Origin of the sequence: Cellvibrio sp. KY-GH-1 (assembly GCF_008806975.1) — a bacterium.
Lineage (GTDB): Bacteria > Pseudomonadota > Gammaproteobacteria > Pseudomonadales > Cellvibrionaceae > Cellvibrio.
Genome location: NZ_CP031728.1, coordinates 3,547,348 through 3,571,666, shown reverse-complemented (window position 1 = coordinate 3,571,666; position 24,319 = coordinate 3,547,348). Strand labels below are relative to the sequence as shown.

14 protein-coding genes are annotated in these 24,319 nt (G+C 50.2%); 8 read left to right on the top strand and 6 right to left on the bottom strand.

Annotated elements, in window-relative coordinates; translation table 11 throughout:
* The first annotated feature begins 8 nt into the window (after positions 1-8).
* Entirely contained in the window at positions 9-3,236 is a 3,228-nt protein-coding gene (locus tag D0C16_RS15060; RefSeq protein ID WP_151033115.1) for an HsdR family type I site-specific deoxyribonuclease, read from the top strand.
* Positions 3,237-3,284: 48 nt separating this feature from the next.
* On the opposite strand, the gene D0C16_RS15055 is transcribed toward D0C16_RS15060, so the two are convergent.
* Entirely contained in the window at positions 3,285-4,154 is an 870-nt protein-coding gene (locus D0C16_RS15055; RefSeq protein WP_151033114.1) for a YicC/YloC family endoribonuclease, read from the bottom strand.
* 182 nt (positions 4,155-4,336) lie between these two features.
* Here D0C16_RS15055 and rph point away from each other — a divergent pair, with 182 nt between their 5' ends.
* On the top strand, positions 4,337-5,056 hold the full coding sequence (gene rph / locus D0C16_RS15050) for a ribonuclease PH (protein ID WP_151033113.1): 720 nt from the start codon (positions 4,337-4,339) through the stop codon (positions 5,054-5,056).
* A 79-nt stretch (positions 5,057-5,135) separates the two neighbouring features.
* Here the strand turns inward: rph and metF are convergent, their stop codons facing one another.
* From metF to D0C16_RS15030, 4 genes are all read right to left on the bottom strand, one after another.
* Positions 5,136-5,984 carry a methylenetetrahydrofolate reductase [NAD(P)H] gene (metF, locus tag D0C16_RS15045; RefSeq protein WP_151033112.1) on the bottom strand — a complete coding sequence of 283 codons (849 nt, stop codon included), beginning with the start codon at positions 5,982-5,984 and terminating at the stop codon, positions 5,136-5,138.
* 124 nt (positions 5,985-6,108) lie between these two features.
* Positions 6,109-7,497, bottom strand: coding sequence for an adenosylhomocysteinase (gene ahcY, locus D0C16_RS15040; protein WP_151033111.1), 1,389 nt, complete (start codon positions 7,495-7,497; stop codon positions 6,109-6,111).
* Positions 7,498-7,546: 49 nt separating this feature from the next.
* Positions 7,547-8,752, bottom strand: coding sequence for a methionine adenosyltransferase (gene metK, locus D0C16_RS15035; RefSeq protein ID WP_151033110.1), 1,206 nt, complete (start codon positions 8,750-8,752; stop codon positions 7,547-7,549).
* A gap of 153 nt (positions 8,753-8,905) precedes the next feature.
* A complete protein-coding gene (locus D0C16_RS15030) occupies positions 8,906-9,931 on the bottom strand; it encodes a metalloregulator ArsR/SmtB family transcription factor (protein WP_151033109.1) in 1,026 nt (341 codons plus the stop codon).
* A 398-nt stretch (positions 9,932-10,329) separates the two neighbouring features.
* Between D0C16_RS15030 and tkt the strand changes: the two genes are divergently transcribed.
* From tkt to D0C16_RS15010, 4 genes are all read left to right on the top strand, one after another.
* Positions 10,330-12,333, top strand: a complete 2,004-nt coding sequence (gene tkt, locus D0C16_RS15025; RefSeq protein WP_151033108.1) for a transketolase — start codon at positions 10,330-10,332, stop codon at positions 12,331-12,333.
* 79 nt (positions 12,334-12,412) lie between these two features.
* Positions 12,413-13,465: a YhcG family protein gene (locus tag D0C16_RS15020; RefSeq protein WP_151033107.1), complete on the top strand. Its 1,053-nt coding sequence runs from the start codon at positions 12,413-12,415 to the stop codon at positions 13,463-13,465.
* Positions 13,466-13,505: 40 nt separating this feature from the next.
* The gene (locus D0C16_RS15015) at positions 13,506-14,678 is read left to right on the top strand and encodes a phosphoglycerate kinase (RefSeq protein WP_151033106.1); all 1,173 of its coding nucleotides are present in this window, start codon (positions 13,506-13,508) and stop codon (positions 14,676-14,678) included.
* A gap of 390 nt (positions 14,679-15,068) precedes the next feature.
* Entirely contained in the window at positions 15,069-16,229 is a 1,161-nt protein-coding gene (locus D0C16_RS15010; RefSeq protein WP_151033105.1) for a pectate lyase, read from the top strand.
* Positions 16,230-16,340: 111 nt separating this feature from the next.
* On the opposite strand, the gene D0C16_RS15005 is transcribed toward D0C16_RS15010, so the two are convergent.
* Positions 16,341-17,231, bottom strand: a complete 891-nt coding sequence (locus D0C16_RS15005; RefSeq protein WP_151033104.1) for an amino acid ABC transporter substrate-binding protein — start codon at positions 17,229-17,231, stop codon at positions 16,341-16,343.
* A 492-nt stretch (positions 17,232-17,723) separates the two neighbouring features.
* Between D0C16_RS15005 and D0C16_RS15000 the strand changes: the two genes are divergently transcribed.
* Positions 17,724-20,987 carry a glycosyl hydrolase gene (locus tag D0C16_RS15000; RefSeq protein ID WP_151033103.1) on the top strand — a complete coding sequence of 1,088 codons (3,264 nt, stop codon included), beginning with the start codon at positions 17,724-17,726 and terminating at the stop codon, positions 20,985-20,987.
* 360 nt (positions 20,988-21,347) lie between these two features.
* Positions 21,348-24,308: a TonB-dependent receptor gene (locus tag D0C16_RS14995; protein ID WP_191968501.1), complete on the top strand. Its 2,961-nt coding sequence runs from the start codon at positions 21,348-21,350 to the stop codon at positions 24,306-24,308.
* The last annotated feature ends 11 nt before the right edge of the window (positions 24,309-24,319 follow it).

Sequence of the window (24,319 nt, the reverse complement as noted above, 5' to 3'; positions counted from 1 at the left end):
GAGCCATAATGACCACGTTTAAAACCGAAGCGGAATTTGAGCAGGCATTTATTAAAGTGTTAACCCTCAATGGTTGGGGTAAGTTTCCGGTACTAAAAAATAAAACAGAAGCTGAATTACTGGAAAATTGGGCAGATATTTTACTGGAAAATAACAAGCAGCAAGATCGCCTAAACGGTGTGCCACTCACCAGTGGTGAAATGCAGCAAATTATTGAACAAATTAAAGAGCTTAAAACCCCGCTCAAGCTGAACGGTTTTATTAACGGTAAAACCATCGCCATTAAGCGCGATAACCCGATGGATAAATTACACCTGGGTAAAGAAATCAGCCTGAAAATTTTTGATCGCCAAGAAGCCGCCGCTGGCCAAAGCCGTTATCAAATTGCGCAACAGCCGCAATTTGCACGCGGTAGCCCACTGCGCAACGACCGGCGCGGGGATGTGCTGTTATTGATTAACGGCATGCCTGTAATTCATGTGGAATTGAAGCGCAGCGGTATTCCCGTAAGCCAAGCTGTAAACCAAATTGAAAAATACAGCGCCGAGGGCATTTTTAGCGGGCTATTTTCGCTAGTCCAAATTTTTGTGGCCATGCAGCCAGAAGAAACCAAATACTTTGCCAACCCCGGCATGGATGGCAAGTTTAATCGCGATTATCAGTTCAACTGGGCCGACGTTAATAACGAGCCCATCAACCACTGGAAAGATGTCACCACCATGCTGCTCAACGCGCTTATGGCGCATGAGCTTATAGGCTTTTACACAGTCGCCGACGATACCGATGGCGTGCTTAAAGTCATGCGCAGTTACCAGTATTACGCCGCTAACGCCATCTCCGACAAAGTGGCCAAAACCCATTGGCAACAACTGAGCAATAATGCGAATAATGCAGACCGCTTGGGTGGTTATGTTTGGCACACCACTGGCTCCGGCAAAACCATGACCAGTTTTAAATCGGCGCAATTAATTGCTCAATCCAAAGATGCCGATAAAGTGATTTTTTTAATGGATCGCATCGAGCTGGGCACGCAATCGCTGGCGGAATACCGCAACTTTGCCAACGATGGTGAAGACGTACAAGCGACCGAAAACACCGATGTCTTAGTCACCAAGCTAAAAAGCAATAAACCTGCCGATGTCCTCATCGTTACCTCCATCCAAAAAATGAGTAATATTTTTGAAGCGGTAAATGATGAAGGCGCTGCGACTAATGCCGCGGACATTGAAAAAATTCGTGCCAAACGGCTGGTATTTATTGTTGATGAAGCCCATCGCTCGACCATGAGCGGCGGCAAAGATAATAAAGACGGCATGTTGGTGACGGTAAAGAAAACCTTCCCGGCGGCATTGTTCTTTGGTTTTACTGGCACACCCATCCACGACGAAAACCACGTTAACAACAATACAACCGCTGATGTATTTGGTGCCGAACTGCACCGCTACAGCATTGCCGACGGCATACGCGATAAAAACGTTTTAGGATTCGATCCTTATAAAGTCTGTACGTTTAAAGACAAGGATGTACGCCAAGCCGTTGCTCTCGCCGAAGCTAAGGCGGACTCAGTTGAAGATGCTATGGTCGACCCCGCTAAAAAGAAAAAATTTTTGTACTTTATGAATGAAGTAAAAATGTACGGTGAAAAGGATGCAACCGGTAAATACATCAAAGGAATAGAAGATTACGTACCGAAAGAGCAATATTTAACGGATACGCATCAAGAAAAAGTGGTGGAGGATATTCTGCAAAGTTGGGATGTACTCAGCCAAGCCAATAAATTTCATGCGATTCTCGCCACCAACAGTATTGCGGAAGCAATCGATTATTATCGCCGTTTAAAACTAGCTAAGCCCGAACTTAAAATTTCCGCGCTGTTTGACCCGAACATCGACAACGATGGCGGCGGCGACCGTGGTCCTACGTTTAAAAGCGATGGCTTAGAAGAAATTATGGCCGACTACAACGCGCGCTACGGGCAAGATTTTGATTTCGCCAAACACGCGCAATTCAAAAAAGATGTAGCCGCCCGCCTCGCCCATAAAAAACCTTACGAGCGCATACACACGGAACCCGCCAAACAGTTGGATTTGCTAATCGTAGTAGACCAAATGCTGACGGGGTTTGACTCTAAATGGCTGAATACCTTGTATTTAGACAAGGTGATTAAATACCAAAACATTATTCAAGCGTTTTCGCGCACTAATCGTTTATTTGGCCCCGACAAACCCCACGGCACCATTCGTTACTATCGCTATCCGCACACTATGGAGCAGCATATTAAGGATGCGGTAAAACTTTATTCCGGTGATCGGCCTATCGGCTTATTTGTAGACCGCCTTGAAAGCAACCTGAAAGCCATGAACGATCTAGTGGTGGAAATCACCGAGCTATTTGTGAGTGCGGGCGTGAAAAATTTGGAAAAGCTACCAGACGACATAGATACCTGCGCAAAATTCGCCAAACTATTTAAAACCTTTAATCAACATCTGGAAGCCGCCAAAGTACAAGGTTTGCATTGGGATAACCTGACTCACGCATACGGCGAAAATAAAGAACACAAAATAACGCTGGAGGTAGACGAGCAAACTTATTTGGCGCTTGCTCTACGCTATAAAGAATTAGCGGGTAAGGGGGGCGGTGGTGGCACAAGTGGCGGCGATGTGCCTTTTGATATTAGCGGTTATCTCACCGAAATTGATACGGGAAAAATCGACGCCGATTACATGAACAGCCGCTTTGACAAATACCTTAAAGAGCTGAATCAACATCAAGATCAAACCACTATTGAAGTGACTCTCAACGAATTGCATAAATCGTTTTCATCGCTCACACAAGCAGAACAAAAATACGCGCGTTTGTTTTTGCATGACTTACAGCGAGGCGATGCCAAATTAATTGCAGGCCACTGTTTCAGAGACTATATCAACGACTACAAAAATAACGCGGAAACTACGCAGTTAAATACACTCGTCAATATTTTGGGGCTGGATAGAAATTTATTAATGGATTTACTGAGCGACAACGTCAAAGAAAATAATCTTAATAACTTTGGTCGGTTTGATGCACTAAAAGCAACGGTGGATAAGGAAAAAGCCAAAGCTTATTTTGAAAAGTTAGATGGTGTGAGCTTACCGCTATTTAAGTTAAATATGCGAATTGATAAGTTTTTAAAGCAGTTTATTTTTAAGCAGGCTGACGATCTCTTGACTGAAGACTCAGTTGACGTAAATGTCTAGTACAGTCAAATGAGCCAAGCCAAGGATCGGCAGCTTAATAATCACCATTTATTCAATATTTTGGACTTGCTCGCGCATCTGCTCGATCAACACTTTCAACTCTACCGCCGCTTGGGTGGTTTCGCTGACTACCGATTTTGATGAAAGGGTATTGGCTTCGCGATTTAGTTCCTGCATTAAAAAATCCAACCGACGGCCGAGGGAGTCGGTTTGCTTGAGGCTGCGTTTGACTTCGATCACGTGAGTGTCCAGACGATCCAGCTCTTCATCCACATCGGCCTTTTGCGCAAGCAGTACGACCTCCTGCTCTAAACGCTCTGGGTCCAAATCGATTTGCAAGGCAGCGAGTTTGGTTTGCAATTTGTCGCGTTGCGCGGCGAGAATTTCCGGCATACGTGCACGCACGTTAGCGACCTGAACTGAGACGTTATCAAGGCGGGTAAGAATCAGCTGCTCTAATTCCGCACCTTCGCGCGAGCGGTGTTCGATGAGCCCATCTAATGCGGATTCAAATAATTCCAGCGCCGCGGCGTGCAGGGCTTCGCGGTCCAGCTCCTGCTTTTGGATTACGCCTGGCCAGCGCAGTATATCCAGCGCATTCACCGGTGCTGCTGCGGCGCCAAGCAGATTGTTAATTTGTTGAGCGGATTTGGTTAGCTGGGAAACCTTAACGAGGTTGATGCCCAATTCCGATTCGCCTTCCTGTTCCCATTGCACACTCAGGCTGGCTTCTACTTTCCCGCGTTGCAGGGCTTTGCGCATGGCGTCGCGCAGATGGGGTTCTATTTCGCGGAAATCTTCCGGAAGGCGGAAGCTGGGCTCAAGGTAGCGGTGGTTGACGCTGCGGATTTCCCATACAAGGGTTCCCCAGGGGAGTTTTGCTTCACGGCGGGCGAATCCCGTCATACTGCGTGGCATAGTGGCTCCTGGAACTAAGTCGTTCTTGGCAAAGGTAAATTCAAGCGGGGCGGTTACGTCAGGCGACTATAACTGGTAGAGTTCCCCGGTACATTAACATTCGTTTACAGATTTGGGATGGTACCACAGCTTTTTTATCATCCCTTTGAATTTCTGATTTTTCCCGCAGTAAGGATTTGATTATGCATCGCCCCAGCAGCCGTAACCCCGATCAATTACGCCCCGTCCGCATTACCCGTCACTACACCAAACACGCCGAAGGCTCAGTGTTGGTGGAGTTTGGTGATACCAAAGTGATCTGTACCGCCAGCGTGGTCAACAATGTGCCACCGTTTTTGCGCGGACAGGGGCAGGGCTGGCTCACCGCTGAATACGGCATGTTGCCGCGTTCTACCGGCACCCGTATGGATCGCGAAGCGGCGCGCGGCAAACAGCAGGGGCGCACCGTAGAGATCCAGCGTCTTATTGGCCGCTCACTGCGCGCCGCAGTGGACCTTGGCGCTTTGGGTGAGAACACTATACATATCGACTGTGACGTTATTCAGGCAGATGGCGGCACCCGCACTGCGTCAATCACCGGTGCCTGGGTGGCATTGGCTGATGCGATCAACTTTTTGAAAGCCCAAGGCAAGGTTACCGGCGAACCCCTCAAGCGCGCCATTGCTTCTATCTCTGTAGGAATTTATCAGGGCGTTCCGGTGCTAGACCTGGATTATCCTGAAGATTCAGCTGCGGATACGGATATGAATGTCGTGATGGGGGATGATGGCGGTATTATTGAAATCCAGGGCACCGCCGAAGCCGAGCCTTTTACTGAAGCCGAATTTGCGGCCATGTTAAGCCTGGCTAAAAAAGGCATCGCGCAATTGCATGAGTTGCAGAAGCAGGCGCTGAGTCAGTAATAAAGTATTCTTGGTATCACTTTAGCAGCAACAAAAAAGGCGCAGAAATTGCGCCTTTTTTGTTGTGCGAGAACTGCAATTACTCCACCGGAATCAAACCCAAATTGCGCACGATTTGCGCGGTAGGTTCGGTTTGGTTCATAGTGTAGAAGTGCAAACCGGGTGCGTCGTTTTCCAACAGGGTTTCGCAGAGCTCGCTGATAAGCTCTACGCCGAAAGCTTTCAGGCTAGCTTCATCGTCACCGTAATTTTCCAGCGCTTTGCGCAACCAACGCGGAATTTCTGCGCCGCAAGCGTCAGAGAAACGGATTAAATTTTTGTAGTTGATGATGGGCATGATGCCGGGAAAAATCGGCTGCGTAATGCCGGCTTTATGGCATTGGTCGATAAAGAAAAAATAGGCATCGGGATTAAAGAAGTACTGCGTGATCGCGCTGTTGGCGCCCGCATCGAATTTGCCTTTCAAATAGCGCACATCATCGCTGTAGCTTTTGGCTTGCGGATGAATTTCCGGATAGGCCGCTACTTCGAGGTGAAAGTGTTCACCAAAATGTTTGCGAATAAAAGCCACCAGCTCATTGGCGTAAACCAATTGCATTCCACCGCCCACACCCGAAGGCATATCGCCGCGCAGTGCGACTATGCGATCTACACCGGCGTCTTTGTATTCCTGAATTAATTGCTTAATGCTGTCGTCATCATCACCGCCAAATGACAAGTGTGGTGCAGTGCTAATGCCGTCAGCTTTGAATTTGGTGACCAGCCCCTTGGTGTTATCGCGCGTGGAGCCACCGGCACCGTAAGTGACTGAGAAAAAATCCGGATTAAAAAAATTTAATTCGTCGCGCACTTTAATCAGTTTTTCTTTTCCTTCCGCCGTTTTGGCGGGGAAAAATTCAAAGCTCAGGCGTAGTTGTGAGTCGCTCATTTTTATTTCTCAAAAAAAGAGCAAATCCCCCCGCCTGCGGCGACCCCCTTTTTCAAAGTGGGTATTAACTCCCTCCCTTTGAAAAAAGGGGGGGGTGGGGAGGGATTTGATCGCAGTTATTTCATTAATACTTATAAGAATCCGGCTTAAACGGACCTTCCACTTCCACACCGATGTATTCGGCTTGGTGAGTGGTAAGTTTGGTAATCACGCCACCGAAACCTTCCACCATGTCTTTTGCCACTTCTTCGTCGAGTTTCTTCGGCAGCACGCGCACGTAAATGTGCTCGGCTTTTTGCTCGGCGGGCAGCTTGGCAAATTGGCGCTCGTACAAATAAATTTGCGCGAGTACCTGATTGGCAAAGGAGCCATCCATAATGCGCGATGGGTGACCAGTCGCGTTGCCCAGGTTTACCAAGCGGCCTTCGGACAAAATAATCAAATGATTGTTAGTGGCTTTATCGCGATACACCTTGTGTACTTGCGGTTTAACTTCTTCCCACTCCCAATTTTTGCGCATGAACGCGGTATCGATTTCGCTATCGAAGTGACCGATGTTACACACCACGGCGCCGTTCTTTAAGGCGCGCAGCATGGCCGAATCACATACGTTCACATTACCCGTGGTAGTCACTACTAAATCGGTAGTGCCGAGTACTATGTGATTGATGTCTTCAAATTTGCCAGTGTTGATGCCGTCGTTATAAGGCGACACCACTTCAAAACCATCCATGCAGGCTTGCATTGCACAGATTGGATCAATCTCGGTGACTTTAACGATCATGCCTTCCTGACGCAGGGATGCAGCAGAACCTTTACCCACATCGCCGTAGCCAATGACCAGGGCTTTTTTACCGGCGAGCAAATGGTCGGTGCCGCGTTTGATGGCGTCATTCAAGCTGTGACGGCAACCGTATTTGTTGTCGTTTTTGCTTTTGGTCACCGCATCGTTCACGTTAATCGCGGGAACTTTTAAAGTGCCTTTTTTCAGCATCTCAACCAAACGGTGTACACCGGTGGTGGTCTCTTCGGAGATGCCGTGAATGCTGTCGAGCATCTGCGGGTATTTTTCGTGCACGATTTGGGTTACATCGCCGCCGTCATCGAGAATCATGTTGGCGTTCCAGACTTTGCCATCTTTGTTGATGGTCTGCTCGATGCACCACCAGAACTCTTCTTCGGTTTCGCCTTTCCAGGCAAATACCGGAATACCTGCTGCTGCGATTGCCGCTGCCGCGTGATCCTGGGTGGAAAAAATGTTGCACGATGACCAGCGCACTTCCGCGCCCAGATCCACCAGAGTTTCAATTAACACGGCGGTTTGAATGGTCATGTGGATACAGCCAATAATGCGCGCATCGGCCAGGGGTTTTGAATCTTTGTATTTGCGGCGCAGCGCCATCAGTGCCGGCATTTCACCTTCGGCGATTTCAATTTCCTTGCGGCCCCAGTACGCATCTTTAGCAAACTCTTCGGGGGTTTTGGCGGCAACTTTATAGTCGGTGAAGCTCATAATTAATTCCTGTGTGGCTTTCCACGGGTGTGAATTTAAAAACAATTTCTTACAGGTATTTTTTCAGCGTCTCGACTTTATCGGTACGCTCCCACGTAAAGGCAGTGAAGGTTTTTGATTTCTTCTCGCCATTTTCTGTGTAGTGGTAAGTGTGTTCAAACGGTTCACGACCAAAGTGGCCGTAAGAGGCAGTTAATTGATACATCGGGTGCAGCAAGTCGAGTTGCTTTTGAATCGCGTAAGGGCGCAAATCAAATTCTTTGCGCACTACGTTAGCCAACTCTTTGTCGGTTAATTTTCCGGTGCCAAAACTATTCACAGAAATAGAGGTGGGTTCGGCTACACCAATAGCGTAACTTACTTGAATTTCACAGCGATCAGCGAGGCCGGCCGCCACAATGTTTTTCGCTACATAACGGCCCATGTAAGCCGCAGAGCGGTCAACTTTTGATGGGTCTTTACCAGAGAAAGCACCACCACCATGACGTGCCATACCGCCGTAGGTATCTACGATAATTTTGCGGCCGGTTAAGCCACAGTCACCTACTGGGCCACCAATCACAAAGTTGCCGGTCGGGTTAATGTGATACAAGGTACCTTCATGCAGCCATTCCTTTGGCAATACTGGCTTGATAATGTTTTCCAGTACTGCTTCGCGCAGATCTGCCAGGCTGATGCTTGGGCTGTGTTGAGTTGATAAAACCACAGCATCAATTTTTGGCGTTGCACCTTCCCAGTTGATGGTCACTTGTGATTTTGCATCGGGGCGCAACCAAGGTAAGGTGCCGTTGCGGCGCAACTCCGATTGGCGCTTACACAACAAATGCGCGTAGTACACCGGTGCTGGCATCAGGTTGGGGGTTTCATTGGTGGCATAGCCAAACATTAAGCCTTGGTCGCCTGCGCCTTGATCTTCAGGTTTTGCGCGATCAACACCCTGGTTAATATCCACCGACTGTTTACCAATCGCATTTAATACTGCACAGGTGGCGCCATCAAAACCTACATCAGAGCTGTTGTAGCCAATACCGGTAATTACATCGCGCACTATGTCTTCAAGGTCGACGTAACAGGAGGTGGTCAGTTCGCCGGCGATAACTGCCATACCGGTTTTTACCAGGGTTTCTACCGCAACGCGGGCGTGTGGATCGCGCGCTAAAATCGCATCGAGTACGGCATCGGAAATCTGATCTGCCATTTTATCGGGATGGCCTTCGGATACTGACTCGGAGGTAAAGACTGAATATTCAGACATGGTTTTTTCCTTCACATAATTTTGAAAATAAAAAATCTGGTAGCCCGTATGGAGTGAAACGCAATACGGGGTTGTTATTCACGGTCATCATAGTTCCCGTATTTCGTTACACTCCATACGGGCTACGTAATTCAATGTTAAAAACCTGTTGGTTTAAAAATTCGTCGGTTTAAAAAATTGACGCAACTGAATTTGAAAACCGTTGCGCAGTGCAAAATAAACGCTTTGACCTTCTTCCAGCCCGGCAGCCTTGGCCCAGCGCGAAAAATCCTGAGGATCAAATCCCTGCCATAAATCACCACAGGCGTCGCGCGCCCAATCCTGTTCATGGCGGCACAGATCACAAATCAGCAAAGCACCAGCAGGTGCCAGGGCTCTGCTTAAATCCTGAAAAATATCGGCGGGCGAGGGCGTGTGGTGCAGCACCATGTTTACCAGAATGCAATCGGCCAATACTTTGTGGCCCGGTAAACTTTGGGTATCGCCGTGAATAAATTCGATATTGCGCAAATGATTGTCCTGCGCAAATTTTTTGGCTTTTTCCAACATGTTGGCGGCGTTATCCAATGCAACAACCTGATTAAATTGTTGCGCCAGCACTGCTAGAAATTCGCCTTCACCCGGGCCTACTTCCAGCGCCAGTTTTTTATCGCGTAACGCGGTGTTATTGAGCAGTTGCGTCATCTGCTCAGCGTAGACCGGATAACTCGCAATCAGATCTTGCTGCGCGCGAAACTTATCGGCGTTCTCGCTAAAAAATTGTTGTGCTGCCTGGCTGCGCTCTTGCTGCAATTCGATAATTGGCGCACGCAGGTGTTCGGCGATGGGAAGAAGATCCAAACTCGCAAACAATTGTTGCTGCAGTGAGGCAAAGGGATGATCCGGCGACAAATAAGCGCGGCGATAAAAAATCGAATTGGCTTCGCGGCGTGAACTCAGCAGGCCGGCATTGGCAAGCACCTTCAAGTGGTGGCTCATGCCCGATTGTTTGATCGAGAATATCCGGCACAGCTCCAGTACACCGTAAGAATCCTGGCTGAGCACGCGCAAGATCTCCAGCCGTAAGGGGTCACCCGCCGCCTTGAGCAGATTCGCGAGGGGGCTGAGTGGCGTTTCCAGTTCGACCGCATCGGTCAATAGTGGAAGCTCATCAGGATTGGAGGGCAGGGATTGGTTCATTCTTTCGTCGATTCGCTGGAATTGGTGAGCAGTCTAGCAGTCGAAAAAACCTATATCAAAATATTTTGATATAGGTTTTAGGCTGTTTTGGACTGAAAGATCAGTTTCTGCTCAGTTTTTACGATTAATTCTGTTGATAAGAGACCATTTTTCTTTACGGGCGGCGCCCGCTGGGTGAAAATGCCTGCCCATTTTGTCTGTGGCTTTCAGGTTCTGGTGACAGCCACACCCAGCGACGGCGGCTGGAACCCAACGACATAAAAGCCCATCAGAGGCCTGTAAATAAGTGGCGTTTGCCCAATAGTGCTTTGCAACCCCAGGGTGCCCTGACCGCGCAGACGGCAGTGACGCGCCCAACTACAACAGCAATCAACTTTATTTAAGGAGCCTTGAGTTTCATGCCAACTCGTCAACACCTTGCCAATGCGATTCGTGTCCTCTCTATGGACGCGGTTCAGAAAGCCAACTCAGGCCACCCGGGCGCCCCAATGGGCATGGCGGATATCGCCGAAGTTCTGTGGAACGATTTCTTACAACACAACCCGCAAAACCCGCAGTGGGCTGACCGCGACCGTTTCGTACTGTCGAATGGCCACGGCTCCATGCTGATTTACTCCTTGCTGCACTTGAGCGGCTACGCAGTTTCTATCGAAGACCTGCAACAATTCCGTCAATTGCACTCCAACACTCCTGGACACCCTGAACTGGGTTACACCCCGGGTGTGGAAACCACTACTGGTCCATTGGGTCAGGGAATTGCCAACGCCGTAGGTATGGCATTGGCAGAAAAAGTATTGGCTGCACAATTCAACCGCGATGGCCATCAAGTTGTTAATCACTTCACCTACTGTTTCCTGGGTGACGGTTGCATGATGGAAGGCGTTTCTCACGAAGCCTGTTCATTGGCCGGTACTCTGGGCTTAGGCAAACTGATCGCTTTCTACGACGACAACGGTATTTCGATTGACGGCCACGTTGAAGGCTGGTTTACCGATGACACCGCCAAGCGCTTTGAAGCTTACGGCTGGCAAGTTATCCGCGCCGTAGATGGTCACGACGCACAAGAAATTAAAACGGCGATCGAAACGGCGCGCGCAGAAACCCAGAAACCAACCTTGATCATTACCAAAACTATCATCGGTTTCGGTTCACCGAACAAGCAGGGTTCACACGATTGCCACGGCTCGCCACTGGGCTTGGAAGAAGTGGCATTAGTACGTAAAACCCTGAATTGGGATTACGAACCCTTTGTAGTTCCTGCTGATGTTTACGCCGGTTGGGATGCAAAAGAAAAAGGTGCTGCCAAAGAAAAAGCCTGGAGCGAGAAATTTGCGGCCTATAAAGCAGCGCATCCGGAATTGGCCGCTGAATTTGATCGCCGTGTCATTAAAGGCGAGTTGCCTGCTGATTTCGCTGCAAAAGCCGAAGCCTTTATCACTGAGACCCAAGCCAAAGGCGAAAAAATTGCGAGCCGTAAAGCATCGCAAAATACTATTGCTGCCTTTGTTGAGTGGTTGCCGGAAATTCTCGGCGGTTCTGCTGACCTTGCCGGTTCTAACCTGACGCTGGTGAAAAAATCCAAAGGCGTAGAAGCGGGCGATGCCAGCGGTAACTACGTGTATTACGGTGTGCGCGAATTTGGTATGAGCGCCATTATGAATGGTGTGTCTGCGCACGGTGGTTTTATTCCTTACGGCGCAACCTTCCTGATGTTCCAACAATACGCGGCTAACGCCGTGCGTATGTCGGCGCTGATGAAATTGCGCAACGTATTTGTTTACACCCACGACTCAATCGGACAAGGCGAAGACGGCCCGACTCACCAGCCAATCGAAGTGCTCGGCACTTTGCGTTTGACTCCAAACCTGGAAACCTGGCGTCCGGCGGACAGCACTGAGTCAGTGGTGGCTTGGAAATCTGCTGTTGAACGTAAAGATGGTCCAGCTGCTTTGGTATTCAGCCGTCAAAATCTGGATTTCTTCGCACGTACCGAGACGCAGGTTGCCAACATCGCCAAAGGCGGTTACGTGTTGGTTGATTCTGTGGGTGAGCCAGAAGCCATTCTGATCGCCACCGGTTCAGAAGTCGGCGTAACTGTGAAAGCGGCGGAAGCATTGAAAGCAAAAGGTAAAAATGTACGCGTTGTGTCTATGCCTTCGACTTCTGTGTTTGATCAACAAGATGTTGCCTACAAAGAATCCGTATTGCCAATCAGCGTAGGCGCACGCGTTGCGGTTGAAACTGCACACGCTGACTACTGGTACAAATACGTCGGCTTCGACGGCCGCATCGTTGGCATGACCACCTTCGGTGAATCAGCGCCCGGCAACAAACTGCTCGAACACTTCGGCTTCACTGTCGACAACATTGTCGCCACTGTAGAAGAATTGTTGGAAGATTAAGCAACAAAAAAACACCCGGCGCGAGTCGGGTGTTTTGTTTTACCCTCATATGATTGATCAAAACGGATTGAATGAACTTATGGCGGATAAACTGCTTCCCGCAGATTACAGTGACTGGTTAAAGCAGCTTAAAGCTGATATCGCCAGTGCTCAGTATCGGGCAGGACTTGCGGTTAATGTTGAGTTGGTTCGGCTTTATGGGCGTATCGGCCGAGATATTTTGCAGCGTCAGCAAACCCGGGGCTGGGGTGCAAAGGTCATTGATCATTTGGCTGGTGATTTAAAAGAAGCGTTTCCGGACATGAAAGGCTGGTCTACCAGTAATCTCAAGTACATGCGCTATTTCGCTGAGCATTGCCCAAGTGGTCAATTTGGTCAGCAGCCCGCTGACCAATTGCCTTGGTTCCATATTGTTACCTTATTAACCAAAGTTTCTGATGCTTCTGATCGTGAGTGGTACGCTGTTCGAGCAGTTGAATATGGTTGGTCGCGCACTACGCTCGAATTGAATATTAAAAACCAGCTGAAGTCGCGCCAGGGAAACGCAGTCAGTAATTTTGCAGTACGCTTGCCTGCCGCAGTATCGGCGTTGGCTCAAGAAACACTGAAAGATCCTTATCTATTCGATTTTCTCGGGCTGGGTGAAGATGCTCACGAACGCGATATTGAAAATGCATTGATTCAGCATATCACTCGTTTTCTCTTGGAATTGGGCGCGGGTTTTGCGTTTGTCGGACGTCAATTTCGTTTGGAAGTGGCGGGTGACGAATTTTTTATTGATTTGTTGTTCTATCACATTCGATTGAAGTGTTATGTGGTTGTGGAATTAAAGGCAGGCGCTTTTAAACCAGAGCACGCAGGAAAATTAAATTTTTACCTTGCTGCAGTGGATGCACAAATTAAAGCAGAGGATGATAAACCAACTATTGGTTTGCTCCTGTGCAGACAACAAAATCGGCTAGTGGCGGAATATGCCTTGTCCGGTATCGAAAAACCTATTGGTGTTGCTGAATATCAGTTGCTGCGTCACCTGCCGGAAAATTTGCAGGGCAAATTACCCAGCATTGCAGACATAGAAGCTGAATTGGCGCAGGACCTATTAACCGAAAAATCTCAAAACACCATTAACTAATTGCTCTATTTATATTTTGTTTTTTGATCAGGAGAATTCTATGACTGTAAATTTAATGAAAGACCAGGATCTCGCCGGCAAGCGTGTATTGATTCGTCAGGATCTGAACGTTCCCTTGGAAGATGGACGTATCACTAGCGCAGTGCGTATTGATGCTTCTATCCCAACGATCAAGGAAGCCTTGAGCAAGGGTGCTAAAGTGATGGTGATGTCGCATCTGGGGCGTCCGGATGAAGGCGTTTACGACGAAGCATCTTCTCTGGCGCCTGTTGCAAAATACCTGAGCGAAAAATTGGGCCGCGCTGTCCCGCTGGTAAAAGACTGGGTTGATGGCTTTGCTGACCAAGGCGATTTGGTTCTGCTGGAAAACGTGCGCTTCAATGTGGGCGAGGGCAAGAATTCTGATGAGCTTTCTAAAAAAATGGCGGCGCTGTGCGATGTGTTTGTAATGGATGCATTTGGTACTGCGCACCGCGCGCAAGCATCAACACACGGCGTTGCGAAGTTTGCACCTATCGCCTGCGCTGGCCCATTGCTGGCTGCAGAATTGGAAGCCCTGGCAAAAGTGCTCGACAATCCTGCGCGCCCATTGGTAGCAATCGTTGGTGGTTCGAAAGTGTCTACCAAGCTGAGCGTGTTGGATGCCCTGTCAAAAATTGCTGACATCCTTGTAGTAGGTGGTGGCATTTCCAATACTTTCGTTGCGGCCGCCGGCAATCAAGTAGGTAATTCACTGCACGAAAAAGATTTGATCCCCGAAGCTCAGCGTCTGTGCAAAACCACCGAAGTGGTTTACGCGACTGACGTGCGTGTGACTAAAGAAGGCTTCAAACAATGGAATCACAACTCTGTTGCCGTTGCGAAAAAAGCGAACGAAATTCAAGCTGACGAAGAAATCATCGACTACGGCCCTGAAACTGCAGCGCGCGTTGCCGACATTATCAAAAACGCTAAAACCGTATTGTGGAACGGCCCCTGCGGCGTATTTGAATTTGATGCTTTCGCACAGGGTACTGAAACTATTTCCCGCGCAATTGCTGAAAGCGCTGCATTTTCCGTAGCGGGCGGTGGTGACACTCTGGCGGCAATCGACAAGTGGAACCTGGCGGATAAAATTTCTTACGTGTCTACCGGTGGCGGTGCATTCCTTGAGTTCGTGGAAGGCAAAGTATTGCCAGCAGTAGCGATTCTGGAAGAGCGCGCCAAGGGTTGATTTGCTAACCTCTGGTGTTGATAAAAGGCGATCTTCGGATCGCCTTTTTTATGTGCTGGAATTTTATTTCCGCAAATTAAACTGTGAATTTTTTACAGGTAAATTCATACAACCTGCGTCCCTTTTTTTGTGTATACCCCAACACAGTTCATGTGTGGGAGAGTGCTGAGTTTGAAAATTCGGTCTGTGACGGAATTGTGCTTTTATTTTTGCGGAGTAGACTGCCGCCGCAATAATTCATCAAAACATAAGAATAATTTTCGGCGTGGCGATTCCTGAACCGTTGTGGTTTCCCTCTGGGTTATTCGGTTCTCTCGTGCAATACCTCATAAGTTTTCAGCGGTGCGTGTTCCTAAATGCAACACAGCTAATCTTCTTGAGGAAATTATTATGCGTATCTCCCTGTTATTGTCCGGTGTGGTGCTGGCTGCTTGTGCGACCAGCGCCTTTGCTGCCAATCGTCCTACCGGTTTTACTACCATTTGCAACGAAGGCAAAACCTGTTCTGTTCCTGCATCGACGCTGGTGGCATATGGTCGCGCCGATAAATTTACTTATAAAACCCTGAGCGGCAGTTTTGTGTGCGGCGAAGTGACCTTTGGAGCGGGCACCAAAGTAGCGGGCGGCACTAATGAATGTTCGGTTGGTCGTGCAACTTCAGCTGTCAGCAGTTCTGCGCCGGCGCAGTCATCGTCCAGTGCAGTAACATCCAGTAAAGTAAATTCGAGCGCACCCAGTTCAATCGCCAGCTCTAAAAGTTCAGTGGCGAGCAGTGCAGCTTCAAGTGCACCTTCGGTCGGCAGTTATTATCCCGGTTGTGAAAAACCTGAACCCACCGAAACTGTGCAATTGCCGGCGACGCGCGTAGTGGCGGCGGGGGAAATATTTGATGGTTTGAATAAGCGCTACAACTTGTCGGGCGGTAGCCAAAGTGAGGGACAGCCGCCATTGTTTGAAGTGCAAGAGGGCGGAGTAGTGCGCAACGTGATTATCGGTTCGCTCGCGGCGGATGGGATTCACTGTAAAGGCAATTGCACCATTGAGCGTGTGTGGTGGGAAGATATCGGTGAAGATGCGGCGACGGCGATGGGCCCAGCCGGTACCATCATGAACATCACTTGCGGTGCGGCATTTAATGGCTCGGATAAAACCTTCCAGTTTAATGGTCGCGGTGAATTGCACATTAGTAAATTCTACGTGCAGAGCGCAGGTAAATTGGCGCGTACCTGTGGTGACTGCACCAACAACGGCGGCCCGCGCAAAATTGTGATCAACGATGTGATCACGCGCGATGTCAGTACTATTGTCGGCATCAACACCAACTTTGGTGATACGGCAATTATCCGCAACCTAACCCTGAATAACAGCGGTACATCCAAAACCAAAATTTGCCAGGTGTATAAAGGCGTAGTGAAAGGTTCTGGCAGCAGCTCTGCGCTGGGGGTGGAATTTGATACTGCCAACTGCGACGTGCGCCCGGCGGATGTGACTCTGCTCGGTAACAGTCAAATGAATACCTCTGCTTGCGCAGGTTCTTGCCCGATTAATTAGTATTCCCTAAGCGTCGTCCGTGGCGCCCTTGCTTCTGCCCGGCTCTGTGAGCCGGGCAGCTTTTTTAAGACGGTGTTTGATGAATGCCGGCGTTGATGATGAGCCTTCCAACTAGCGCTTTGCTGGTAACTGAGGGTAGTTGAGCGTTTTTTCGCATTGTCCCTTTTGGGGCAAATAGGGCGAGCGCAAACAAAACACTTTGCGTTGATCCAGGCGGAGCTGCGCAACATCAGTGGCGTGATGCTTGTTAAACAAGCGCAGAAACTCGCCGTTCTCCTGTAATTTTTTCAGGCCCAGCGCGACCCGCTCCGCTAGCGCGGGGATTCGTTTGCTCACGTGCAAATAAACGGGGTAATCGTAGTAAATCAGTAAGTTGGGTTCGAGGGTCAGGAAGGGGTAGAGCACTTTTTTCTCGCGCCAGGTAAACATCACTTCATCAGCTCCGAGCGGCAAGCAGTGGTAGCGCTGGGCCGCGAGCATTTCAAATAGGGATTCAAAGGTGGGGCCTTGTTTGGGCAGTACGCCGTTGTACTTGTACACCTCCATATCGGCCCAGTTCAGTCCTTGGCCCAATTGCAACTGTTGCAAAGATTCAATGGGGCCGCTGGGGAAATTAACCGGGTTAATCAGACATACGCGAAACCCGGCCAGCCCGCGCAATATATCTACCGGGATAGTAATCACATCGCCTTTGGCGATTGCAGTGCCGGGTGAGGCCCAGAGCAGGTTGAGAATTTTACCTTCACTGATGAGCAGTGACTGGCGCTTGGCACTGGGCTCTTCGCCAAAGGGAAGAATTGTGTAGTCGCCGAATTCGGCGCGGGTACTTTCCAGAATGGCGCGAATCAGTTCGAATTTGTAAGCATGGCGGGCATCCTGGGTGCCGCGATCATAGTAACGCACCTCCATAGTGGTGCCGGTCGCATTGACGGCGATTGCGTGTTCCGATAGCAAATAGAGCGGCGCCAATATGAACAACACCCTGGCGATCGACATTTTCATAAAGAGTTTTACCAGTTCATTCCCAGAGCCAGATACCAGCGGCGCCCCGCTACAGCGAAGGTTAGAGTGTCGTTGTTAAGGTCCAGCCAGTTAACCACATAATGGACCTTGGGGTCTAACCGGTGAGGGTTAATTGGTAACGGCCTCGTTGGCTGGACGTTTGGCGAGCGAATCTGCGCGCCATGGCGCTTACCGCCCTTGGCACCTGAACCTCAAAACTATAGCAGCCCACCGCGGGTCGTTAGTGCCAATTCCCTCTTTGTGCCAAATTAAAGTGAGACGTCGCCCACCTTAGGGTGAAAACCCAAGCTGGGACGACAGGGTTGAGGCCTTGGGCAACACTGGTGTAACTGGGGTCTCCTCCAAGTCTTTGCGCGATTACAGCTCCGTTGTGTCTTTAAGGATTAATAACAATAAGAAGTGGCTGTGGGCGGGACGCAAAAAACCCAGGTGCGAATAACCAATAACAACACCATCATGCAGGTCATTATCATGAACCGATTCAAGCGAGCCTTGCTTTTGCTGGGCGTCCTGGGCTTTGCTCAGGCCAGCCATGCCGCCATTCTCAATTATGGTGCGGGTAATATCAGCGATACCATCAATACCGCCGGCTGGAAATGTACTGTCGACTACGGCAACTGGATTCACAACGCCGGTGTGGTAAAGCCCGGCGTTAGCAGCTGTAACCCTATAGGCGCACCTACCCCGATCTACCCACAAAAAGTGTCGCCAGCTACTACCAAGCCAACCATGACCCATCGCTGGTGGGGTTCGATTTCCTTCATGGGCGAAATGAAAGTTGGCGCATCGACTGACTCTGGCTATATCACCCCGGACCCAATCACCGCCCGCATTACCGATCGCGGTGTACGTCTTTTGGGTATTCCCGGTGGCCTGCGAACCGGCACTAATGACACCATCTATGCCATTCCTGATCCATTCAGTGAAGTGTTTGATGGCATCGCCATTGGCAACTCCGCCTATTCCAACCTCGACGCCTTTCTCAAAGACTACAGCGATGGCTCAGTCACCGTGCAATGGAAAAGCGGTTCTACCCCGGTAATGGAAGCGACCTTCGTGCATGGCTCGCCCTATGTTTATTTCACCGCCCTGCAGGGAAACCTTGTCGTACGCACCAAGGCAGCAGATAGCGGTGAAAAAGGAATTTTCTATCAAAGTGGGAATAGTTTGGGTGTTTGGACCGAAGTGGCAGGCAATCGCAATGCCTTCCTGATTACCGGCCACGATGCCACTACCTTCAGCGGCGTAAACACCGCCAGCATCGGTGTAAGTAACGGCACCAAACGTATGACCGTGGCCTGGTTGCCGCAACTGACCGGTACGCCGGATGCATCCATGATCAATACCTTTATCCAGTACGCAACCCAACGCGTGGATAAGGTCAATATCAATTACGCCGTAGACCGCAATACCAACAAAGTCACCATCAGCCACCAGTACCAATTCAATGGTGCCAATGTGACTACACTGGCGGGCCTGTTGCCGTTGCACTGGAAAAACTCTACCCAGGCCGTGACCAGCTATAAGGTTCGCTCGGCGCGCGGGGTGACCAAGTTTGCGGCGACCAACAGCTTTAGCTACACCATCCCCTACGTGGGCGTGCTGCCTTACTTCCCGGAAAATATTGGCGATTACAACGCGACCCAATTGCGCGCGCTGGTGACTGAGTTTGTAAACCAGGGTACCGCCAAGTGGAACACCGCTACTGATACCTACTGGGCCGGTAAAAACTACGGCAAGGTAGCGGAACTGGCCGCGATTGCTCGTTCTATTGGTATGACCACCGAAGCTAACCAAATGATTGCGTGGCTTAAAGCCGAATTGCAGGATTGGTTCCGCGCCAACACCACCGGCAACCTGGATACCACCAAGTACTTCGCCTACGACAGCAACTGGAACACCCTGCTGGGCTTTGATGAGTCCTTCGGTGCACAGCAACAATTGAACGACCACCATTTCCACTACGGTTACTTTGTGCGTGCTGCCGCTGAAATCTGTCGTGTTGATGCGGCCTGGTGTGGATCTACCCAATACGGTCCCATGGTGGAATTGTTAATTCGCGATTACGCCGCTGGGCGCGATGACAGCCAGTTCCCCTATCTGCGTAACTTTGACCCGGCCTATGGTTTCTCCTGGGCTTCCGGTCACGCCAACTTCGCACTGGGCAACAACAACGAATCCACGTCGGAAGCCGCTAACGCCTATGGTGCGATTGTGCTCTACGGCATGATCACCGGTAACAATGCCCTGACCGAACGTGGCATGTATTTGCATGCGTCATCGGCCGCAACCTACTGGGAATACTGGAACAACATCGACCGTTACAAAGGTCTGGGTGGCGATTACGATAACTTCTCCGCCAGCTATACCAAGCCAACCACCTCCATTATTTGGGGCAACGGCCACGTGTTCTCTACCTGGTTCTCCGGTGCATATGCGCACATCCTGGGTATTCAGGGTTTGCCACTCAGCCCGTTGGTACTGCACATTGGTCAGCACGCCGGCTACCTGAACAACTATGTCGCATTGGGTTTGAGTGAATCCTCTAATGGAAAACCTTCCGGTCTGCCTAACGGCCAGTGGCGCGATGTCTGGTGGAATATTTGGTCAATGACAAACGGTCAGGCGGCGGTGGATGACATGCTCGCCTACGGCTTGAACAACCTGATTCCGGAAGAGGGTGAAACAAAAGCACATACCTATCATTGGGTCTATACCCTCAAGCAATTGGGTAGCCTGGCGACGGGTACTGGTGCATTAACCGCTAACCACCCGGCCGCAGTCGCCTTTAACAAGGGCGGCATCCTCACCTACATCGCCTACAACTTCGGTTGCTCAGCGATCAATGTGGCCTATTCGGATGGCACCAGCTTCTCGGTTCCAGCCAAGGGTTATGCCCTGAAGCGCACCGGTCAATCGGTGGTTTCGAGTGGTGCAGGTTGTTCCGGTACCAGCAGTTCGGTTGCCAGCTCTACCCCAAGTTCTGTGGCTAGCTCTTCCAAATCGTCCGTGGCGACTTCCTCAGTCGCTAGCTCTGCCGTTGCAACGCCCTACGGGCATACGGTTTTAACCAGCACCAGTGTGCGCTTCCATGCCAATGCAGCGGCTTGGGCAGACATTCACTACACCATCAATGGTGGCGCCCAGCAGAATATCCGCATGACCCACAATGCGGATAACTCCAACACCTATACCCTGACCGGTATTCCGGCGGGTGCGACTGTGCGCTACTTCTTCACCATCGCCCAGGGTGCTGGTGCGATTGATACCGCCTGGGTGCAGTTTGGTTGCTGCACTGGCGGTACCTCCAGCACTCCTGCAAGCAGTGTGGCGGCCAGTAGTTCAACGCCGGCGTTTACCCAGTTGGTACAGGCCGAAGCCTTTACTGCCATGAGTGGTGTGCAGACCGAAGCCACTACCGACACCAATGGCGGCCAGAACGTGGCTTACATCGATGCCGGTGACTGGATGGCCTACGGCAACATCACCGTCCCGGCAACGGGCAGCTATCGCATTGAATACCGCGTTGCCAGTCCATCGGGGTCACTGCTTTCTGCTGACCTGAATGCCGGTGCGATTCAGCTGGGTAATCTCGCTATTCCAGCCACTGGCGGCTGGCAAAACTGGACTACCGTTAGCCATACCGTGACCCTGAATGCGGGCACTTACAGCTTCGGTGTCTTCGCCCAACAGGCTGGATGGAACTTCAACTGGTTCCGTATTACCCGTTTATAAGTTCGTCTTCCCACGTTGAGTGGGATGCCCTTTCGCCCCCTAAAGAACCCGTTCTTTAGGGGGCTTTTTTTTAGTACCACTTTTGCGAGTGGGAAGAATCTACACAGTGTTTTTTAGCGCTGTTTTTGTTGATAAGCCATTGAAAATATTAAATTTAATAGCTTCCCAGTAAGGTGGAAAAAAAGTGATATGCGTCAGGTTTGAATAAATTTTCAAGGTGGGACGACTCATTAGATGCCAGTTGGGATTATCGCCCCGCTAGAAAAGCGGTCATGGCCCGATACGAGGGGGACCCGAGAGAATCTGCTCCATAGAGCGGGCCAGGATAATTCCATACCAATAAATAAAGTGGAGAATTCCATGAGTAAGACACTAACCAACAAGCAAACCCAAGGCTTCAAGAGAAAGCTCATCACCACCGCCGTTGCTTCAGCAATGCTCGGCATGACCGGCATGGCCATGGCACAGCAAGATAACAACGTAGAAGAAGTTGTTGTTACCGGTATTAAAGGCTCGTTACAGCGTGCGATGGACGTTAAGCGCGATGCCAAGGGTGTTGTCGATGCGATTTCGGCGGAGGATATCGGCAAGTTTCCCGATACCAACCTGGCAGAATCACTGCAGCGTATTTCCGGTGTATCCATTAGCCGCAACAACAACGAAGGTTCACAAATTACCGTGCGCGGCTTCGGCCCCGACTTCAACCTGGTGACTTTGAACAACCGTCAAATGCCGACCAATGGCTATAGCCGTTCGTTTGACTTCTCCGATCTGGCGGCAGAAACCGTGAGTGGTGTAGAGGTCTACAAAACATTCAGTGCTACCCGCACCTCGGGTGGCATTGGCTCGCTGGTGAACATCAAAACTGCTCGCCCGCTGGATAACCCAGGTCTTAAGGCATCTGTGGGTGCCAAGGCAGTAATGGACTCTACTAACGAAGTGGGTGATGACATTACTCCGGAAGTGTCTGGCATTTTCAGCAATACCTTTGCCGATGACACCTTTGGCGTAGCGATTTCCGGTTCTTATCAGGAGCGCGACAACCGCGCGGTTAACGCCGATATCGCCAACTGGCGTAACAATATCGATTTTGAATCAGCGGCTGGCTCTAACCTGCGCGTAGTGCAAGACAACCGCGAAGACAAAACCGGCAACGTTTACTACCCACGTAACTTCGGTTACGGCATTGAAGATTTCCACCGCGAAAGAACCAACGGCCAATTGGTATTGCAATACCAGCCAATAGATACCCTGAAAGCGACCCTGGATTACACCTACGCCAAGGTTGACATGACTGCACTCAACACCGGTGTTGGTATTTGGTACAACGATTCAGGTTCTGACGCGCGCGAAGTCGTGATCGACAAGAACGGTACTATCACCAAGCTGACTGCCGCGGGCGATGACTTTGCGTCCAATATCCGTTTGAACACCTCTGAAACCGAGAACAACTCCGTTGGCTTCAACATCGCGTGGGAAGCGTCCGACAACCTGAAGCTCGGTTTCGATGCGCACAACTCCACCAATGAAAATGGCGGCGTGGGTCGTGGCCACAATGCCTTCCTGATTTTGGCGGCGGCGTCTATCGACCAAAAAACTTACGATGCTACCAAGGGACAGGATATTCCCTACATGCACGTGACCTTTAAAGAAAATGACCCGGGTATCGTTGATGGGTTCCCAACAGCAGCGTCTTACGATTCGCTGTTCGGTGAAGCCAACCTGAACATTAACAAATCGGAAGTAACCCAGTTCCAATTCACCGGCAGCTTCGACACCAACGCCGATACCGGAATTACCTCTATTGATTTCGGCGCAGGCCAATCCGAGATCGAAAACCGTTGGAGAGGCTACAGCACGGGTCAGATCCCGGCGGGCTGGTACGGCGGCAATGCTAACCTCTTCCCGGATGAAGTGTTCAAGCAAGAAAATCTGAATGGTCTGACACCATCCTTCTCTGGCGGTGGCTCCAACGTGCCTTTCTATCACTCCTGGGATTTTGAAACCAACGTGCAAGTGTTGGAAAACGGCAAGTGGAAAGAGCCAGTGGATTGGGTATGGGGTTCAGGTCCTTCAGCCTGTAAACCATGCGTAATGCAACCCAATGTAAACGGCGATCCTGTTAACGATCACCGCGTAACCGAAGAAACCACCAGCGCCTACATGGAAGTCAACAATGTTGGCGACTTGGTTGGTATGGAGCTGAAAACCACTACCGGCCTGCGCTACGAATCAACGTCTATTGAGTCCAACAGCTTCCAGAAAGACCCCACTGAACTGGTGTGGGTAAGCTCTACCGAGTGGAGCCGTAACCTGGCGAAAGACAGTAGCTACACCGCCGAGAAAGGTGATTACGATGTGTGGTTGCCAAGCCTGGATACCAGCTTGCAAATTACCGATGACGTAGTCGGCCGTCTGAGCTACAGCAAATCCATTACCCGTCCAACCCTGGGTAGCATGATTGGCACCTTCGATGTGACCTCGCGTCCGAAGCCGGGCGAGCGTACCGGTACCGCAGGTAACCCGGATCTGAAGCCCTTTATGGCAGACAATTTCGACCTGTCGGCCGAGTGGTACTACGCGGATTCCAGCTATGTGTCGGCGGGCTTCTTCATGAAGCAAGTGGATGACTTTATCGTTAACCAAATTATCGAACGCACCGTGGGCAATCTGCGTGATCCGTCAGCGGGTCCACGTGTTGAAGCGGCGAAAGCGGCGCTGCAAGCAGCGGGCAAGCCGGTTAATGACACCACCATTATCGAGCAAATCAACATCAACACCGGTAGACCAGCAGGCAGTCCGATTATTCAGGACAACACCGACCCATTGGCCAAGTTCAAAGTATCCCAGCCAATCAACCAGGAACAAGCCAAGCTTTACGGCTGGGAACTGGCGGTTCAGCACATGTTCGGCGAATCCGGTTTCGGTGTGCAGGCTAACGCGACCCTGGTGGACGGTGATCTGGATGTGGATAACGCGTCTACCGACTTCCAGTTCGTATTGCCTGGCATGAGTGACTCAGCCAACCTGGTGGGTTTCTATGACAAAAATGGTCTGCAGGCGCGTATCGCTTACAACTGGCGCGATACCTACTTGAACGGCGTGGGCGAAGGTAATGCGCCTTACTACACCGAAGACTACGGCCAAATCGATATCTCCGTGAGTTATGACTTGCCGTTTGTGGAAGGTATGACTGTGTTTGTGGAAGGTATTAACGTGAGTGAAGAATCGCAACGTGTGTATGCGCGTTATGAGAACCAGTTTAAATCGGCTTACCAATACGGTGCGCGCTATAACCTGGGTGTTCGCTACAGTTTCTAATTCGTTTACGG

Coding starts and splice junctions, on each gene's coding strand:
- D0C16_RS15055 (WP_151033114.1), bottom strand. CDS start 4,154: ATGCCACGCAGTATGACGGGATTCGCCCGCCGTGAAGCAAAACTCCCC.
- D0C16_RS15015 (WP_151033106.1), top strand. CDS start 13,506: ATGACTGTAAATTTAATGAAAGACCAGGATCTCGCCGGCAAGCGTGTA.
- D0C16_RS15010 (WP_151033105.1), top strand. CDS start 15,069: ATGCGTATCTCCCTGTTATTGTCCGGTGTGGTGCTGGCTGCTTGTGCG.
- D0C16_RS15020 (WP_151033107.1), top strand. CDS start 12,413: ATGGCGGATAAACTGCTTCCCGCAGATTACAGTGACTGGTTAAAGCAG.
- ahcY (WP_151033111.1), bottom strand. CDS start 7,497: ATGAGCTTCACCGACTATAAAGTTGCCGCCAAAACCCCCGAAGAGTTT.
- metK (WP_151033110.1), bottom strand. CDS start 8,752: ATGTCTGAATATTCAGTCTTTACCTCCGAGTCAGTATCCGAAGGCCAT.
- rph (WP_151033113.1), top strand. CDS start 4,337: ATGCATCGCCCCAGCAGCCGTAACCCCGATCAATTACGCCCCGTCCGC.
- metF (WP_151033112.1), bottom strand. CDS start 5,984: ATGAGCGACTCACAACTACGCCTGAGCTTTGAATTTTTCCCCGCCAAA.
- D0C16_RS15005 (WP_151033104.1), bottom strand. CDS start 17,231: ATGAAAATGTCGATCGCCAGGGTGTTGTTCATATTGGCGCCGCTCTAT.
- D0C16_RS15060 (WP_151033115.1), top strand. CDS start 9: ATGACCACGTTTAAAACCGAAGCGGAATTTGAGCAGGCATTTATTAAA.
- D0C16_RS15000 (WP_151033103.1), top strand. CDS start 17,724: ATGAACCGATTCAAGCGAGCCTTGCTTTTGCTGGGCGTCCTGGGCTTT.
- D0C16_RS14995 (WP_191968501.1), top strand. CDS start 21,348: ATGAGTAAGACACTAACCAACAAGCAAACCCAAGGCTTCAAGAGAAAG.
- tkt (WP_151033108.1), top strand. CDS start 10,330: ATGCCAACTCGTCAACACCTTGCCAATGCGATTCGTGTCCTCTCTATG.
- D0C16_RS15030 (WP_151033109.1), bottom strand. CDS start 9,931: ATGAACCAATCCCTGCCCTCCAATCCTGATGAGCTTCCACTATTGACC.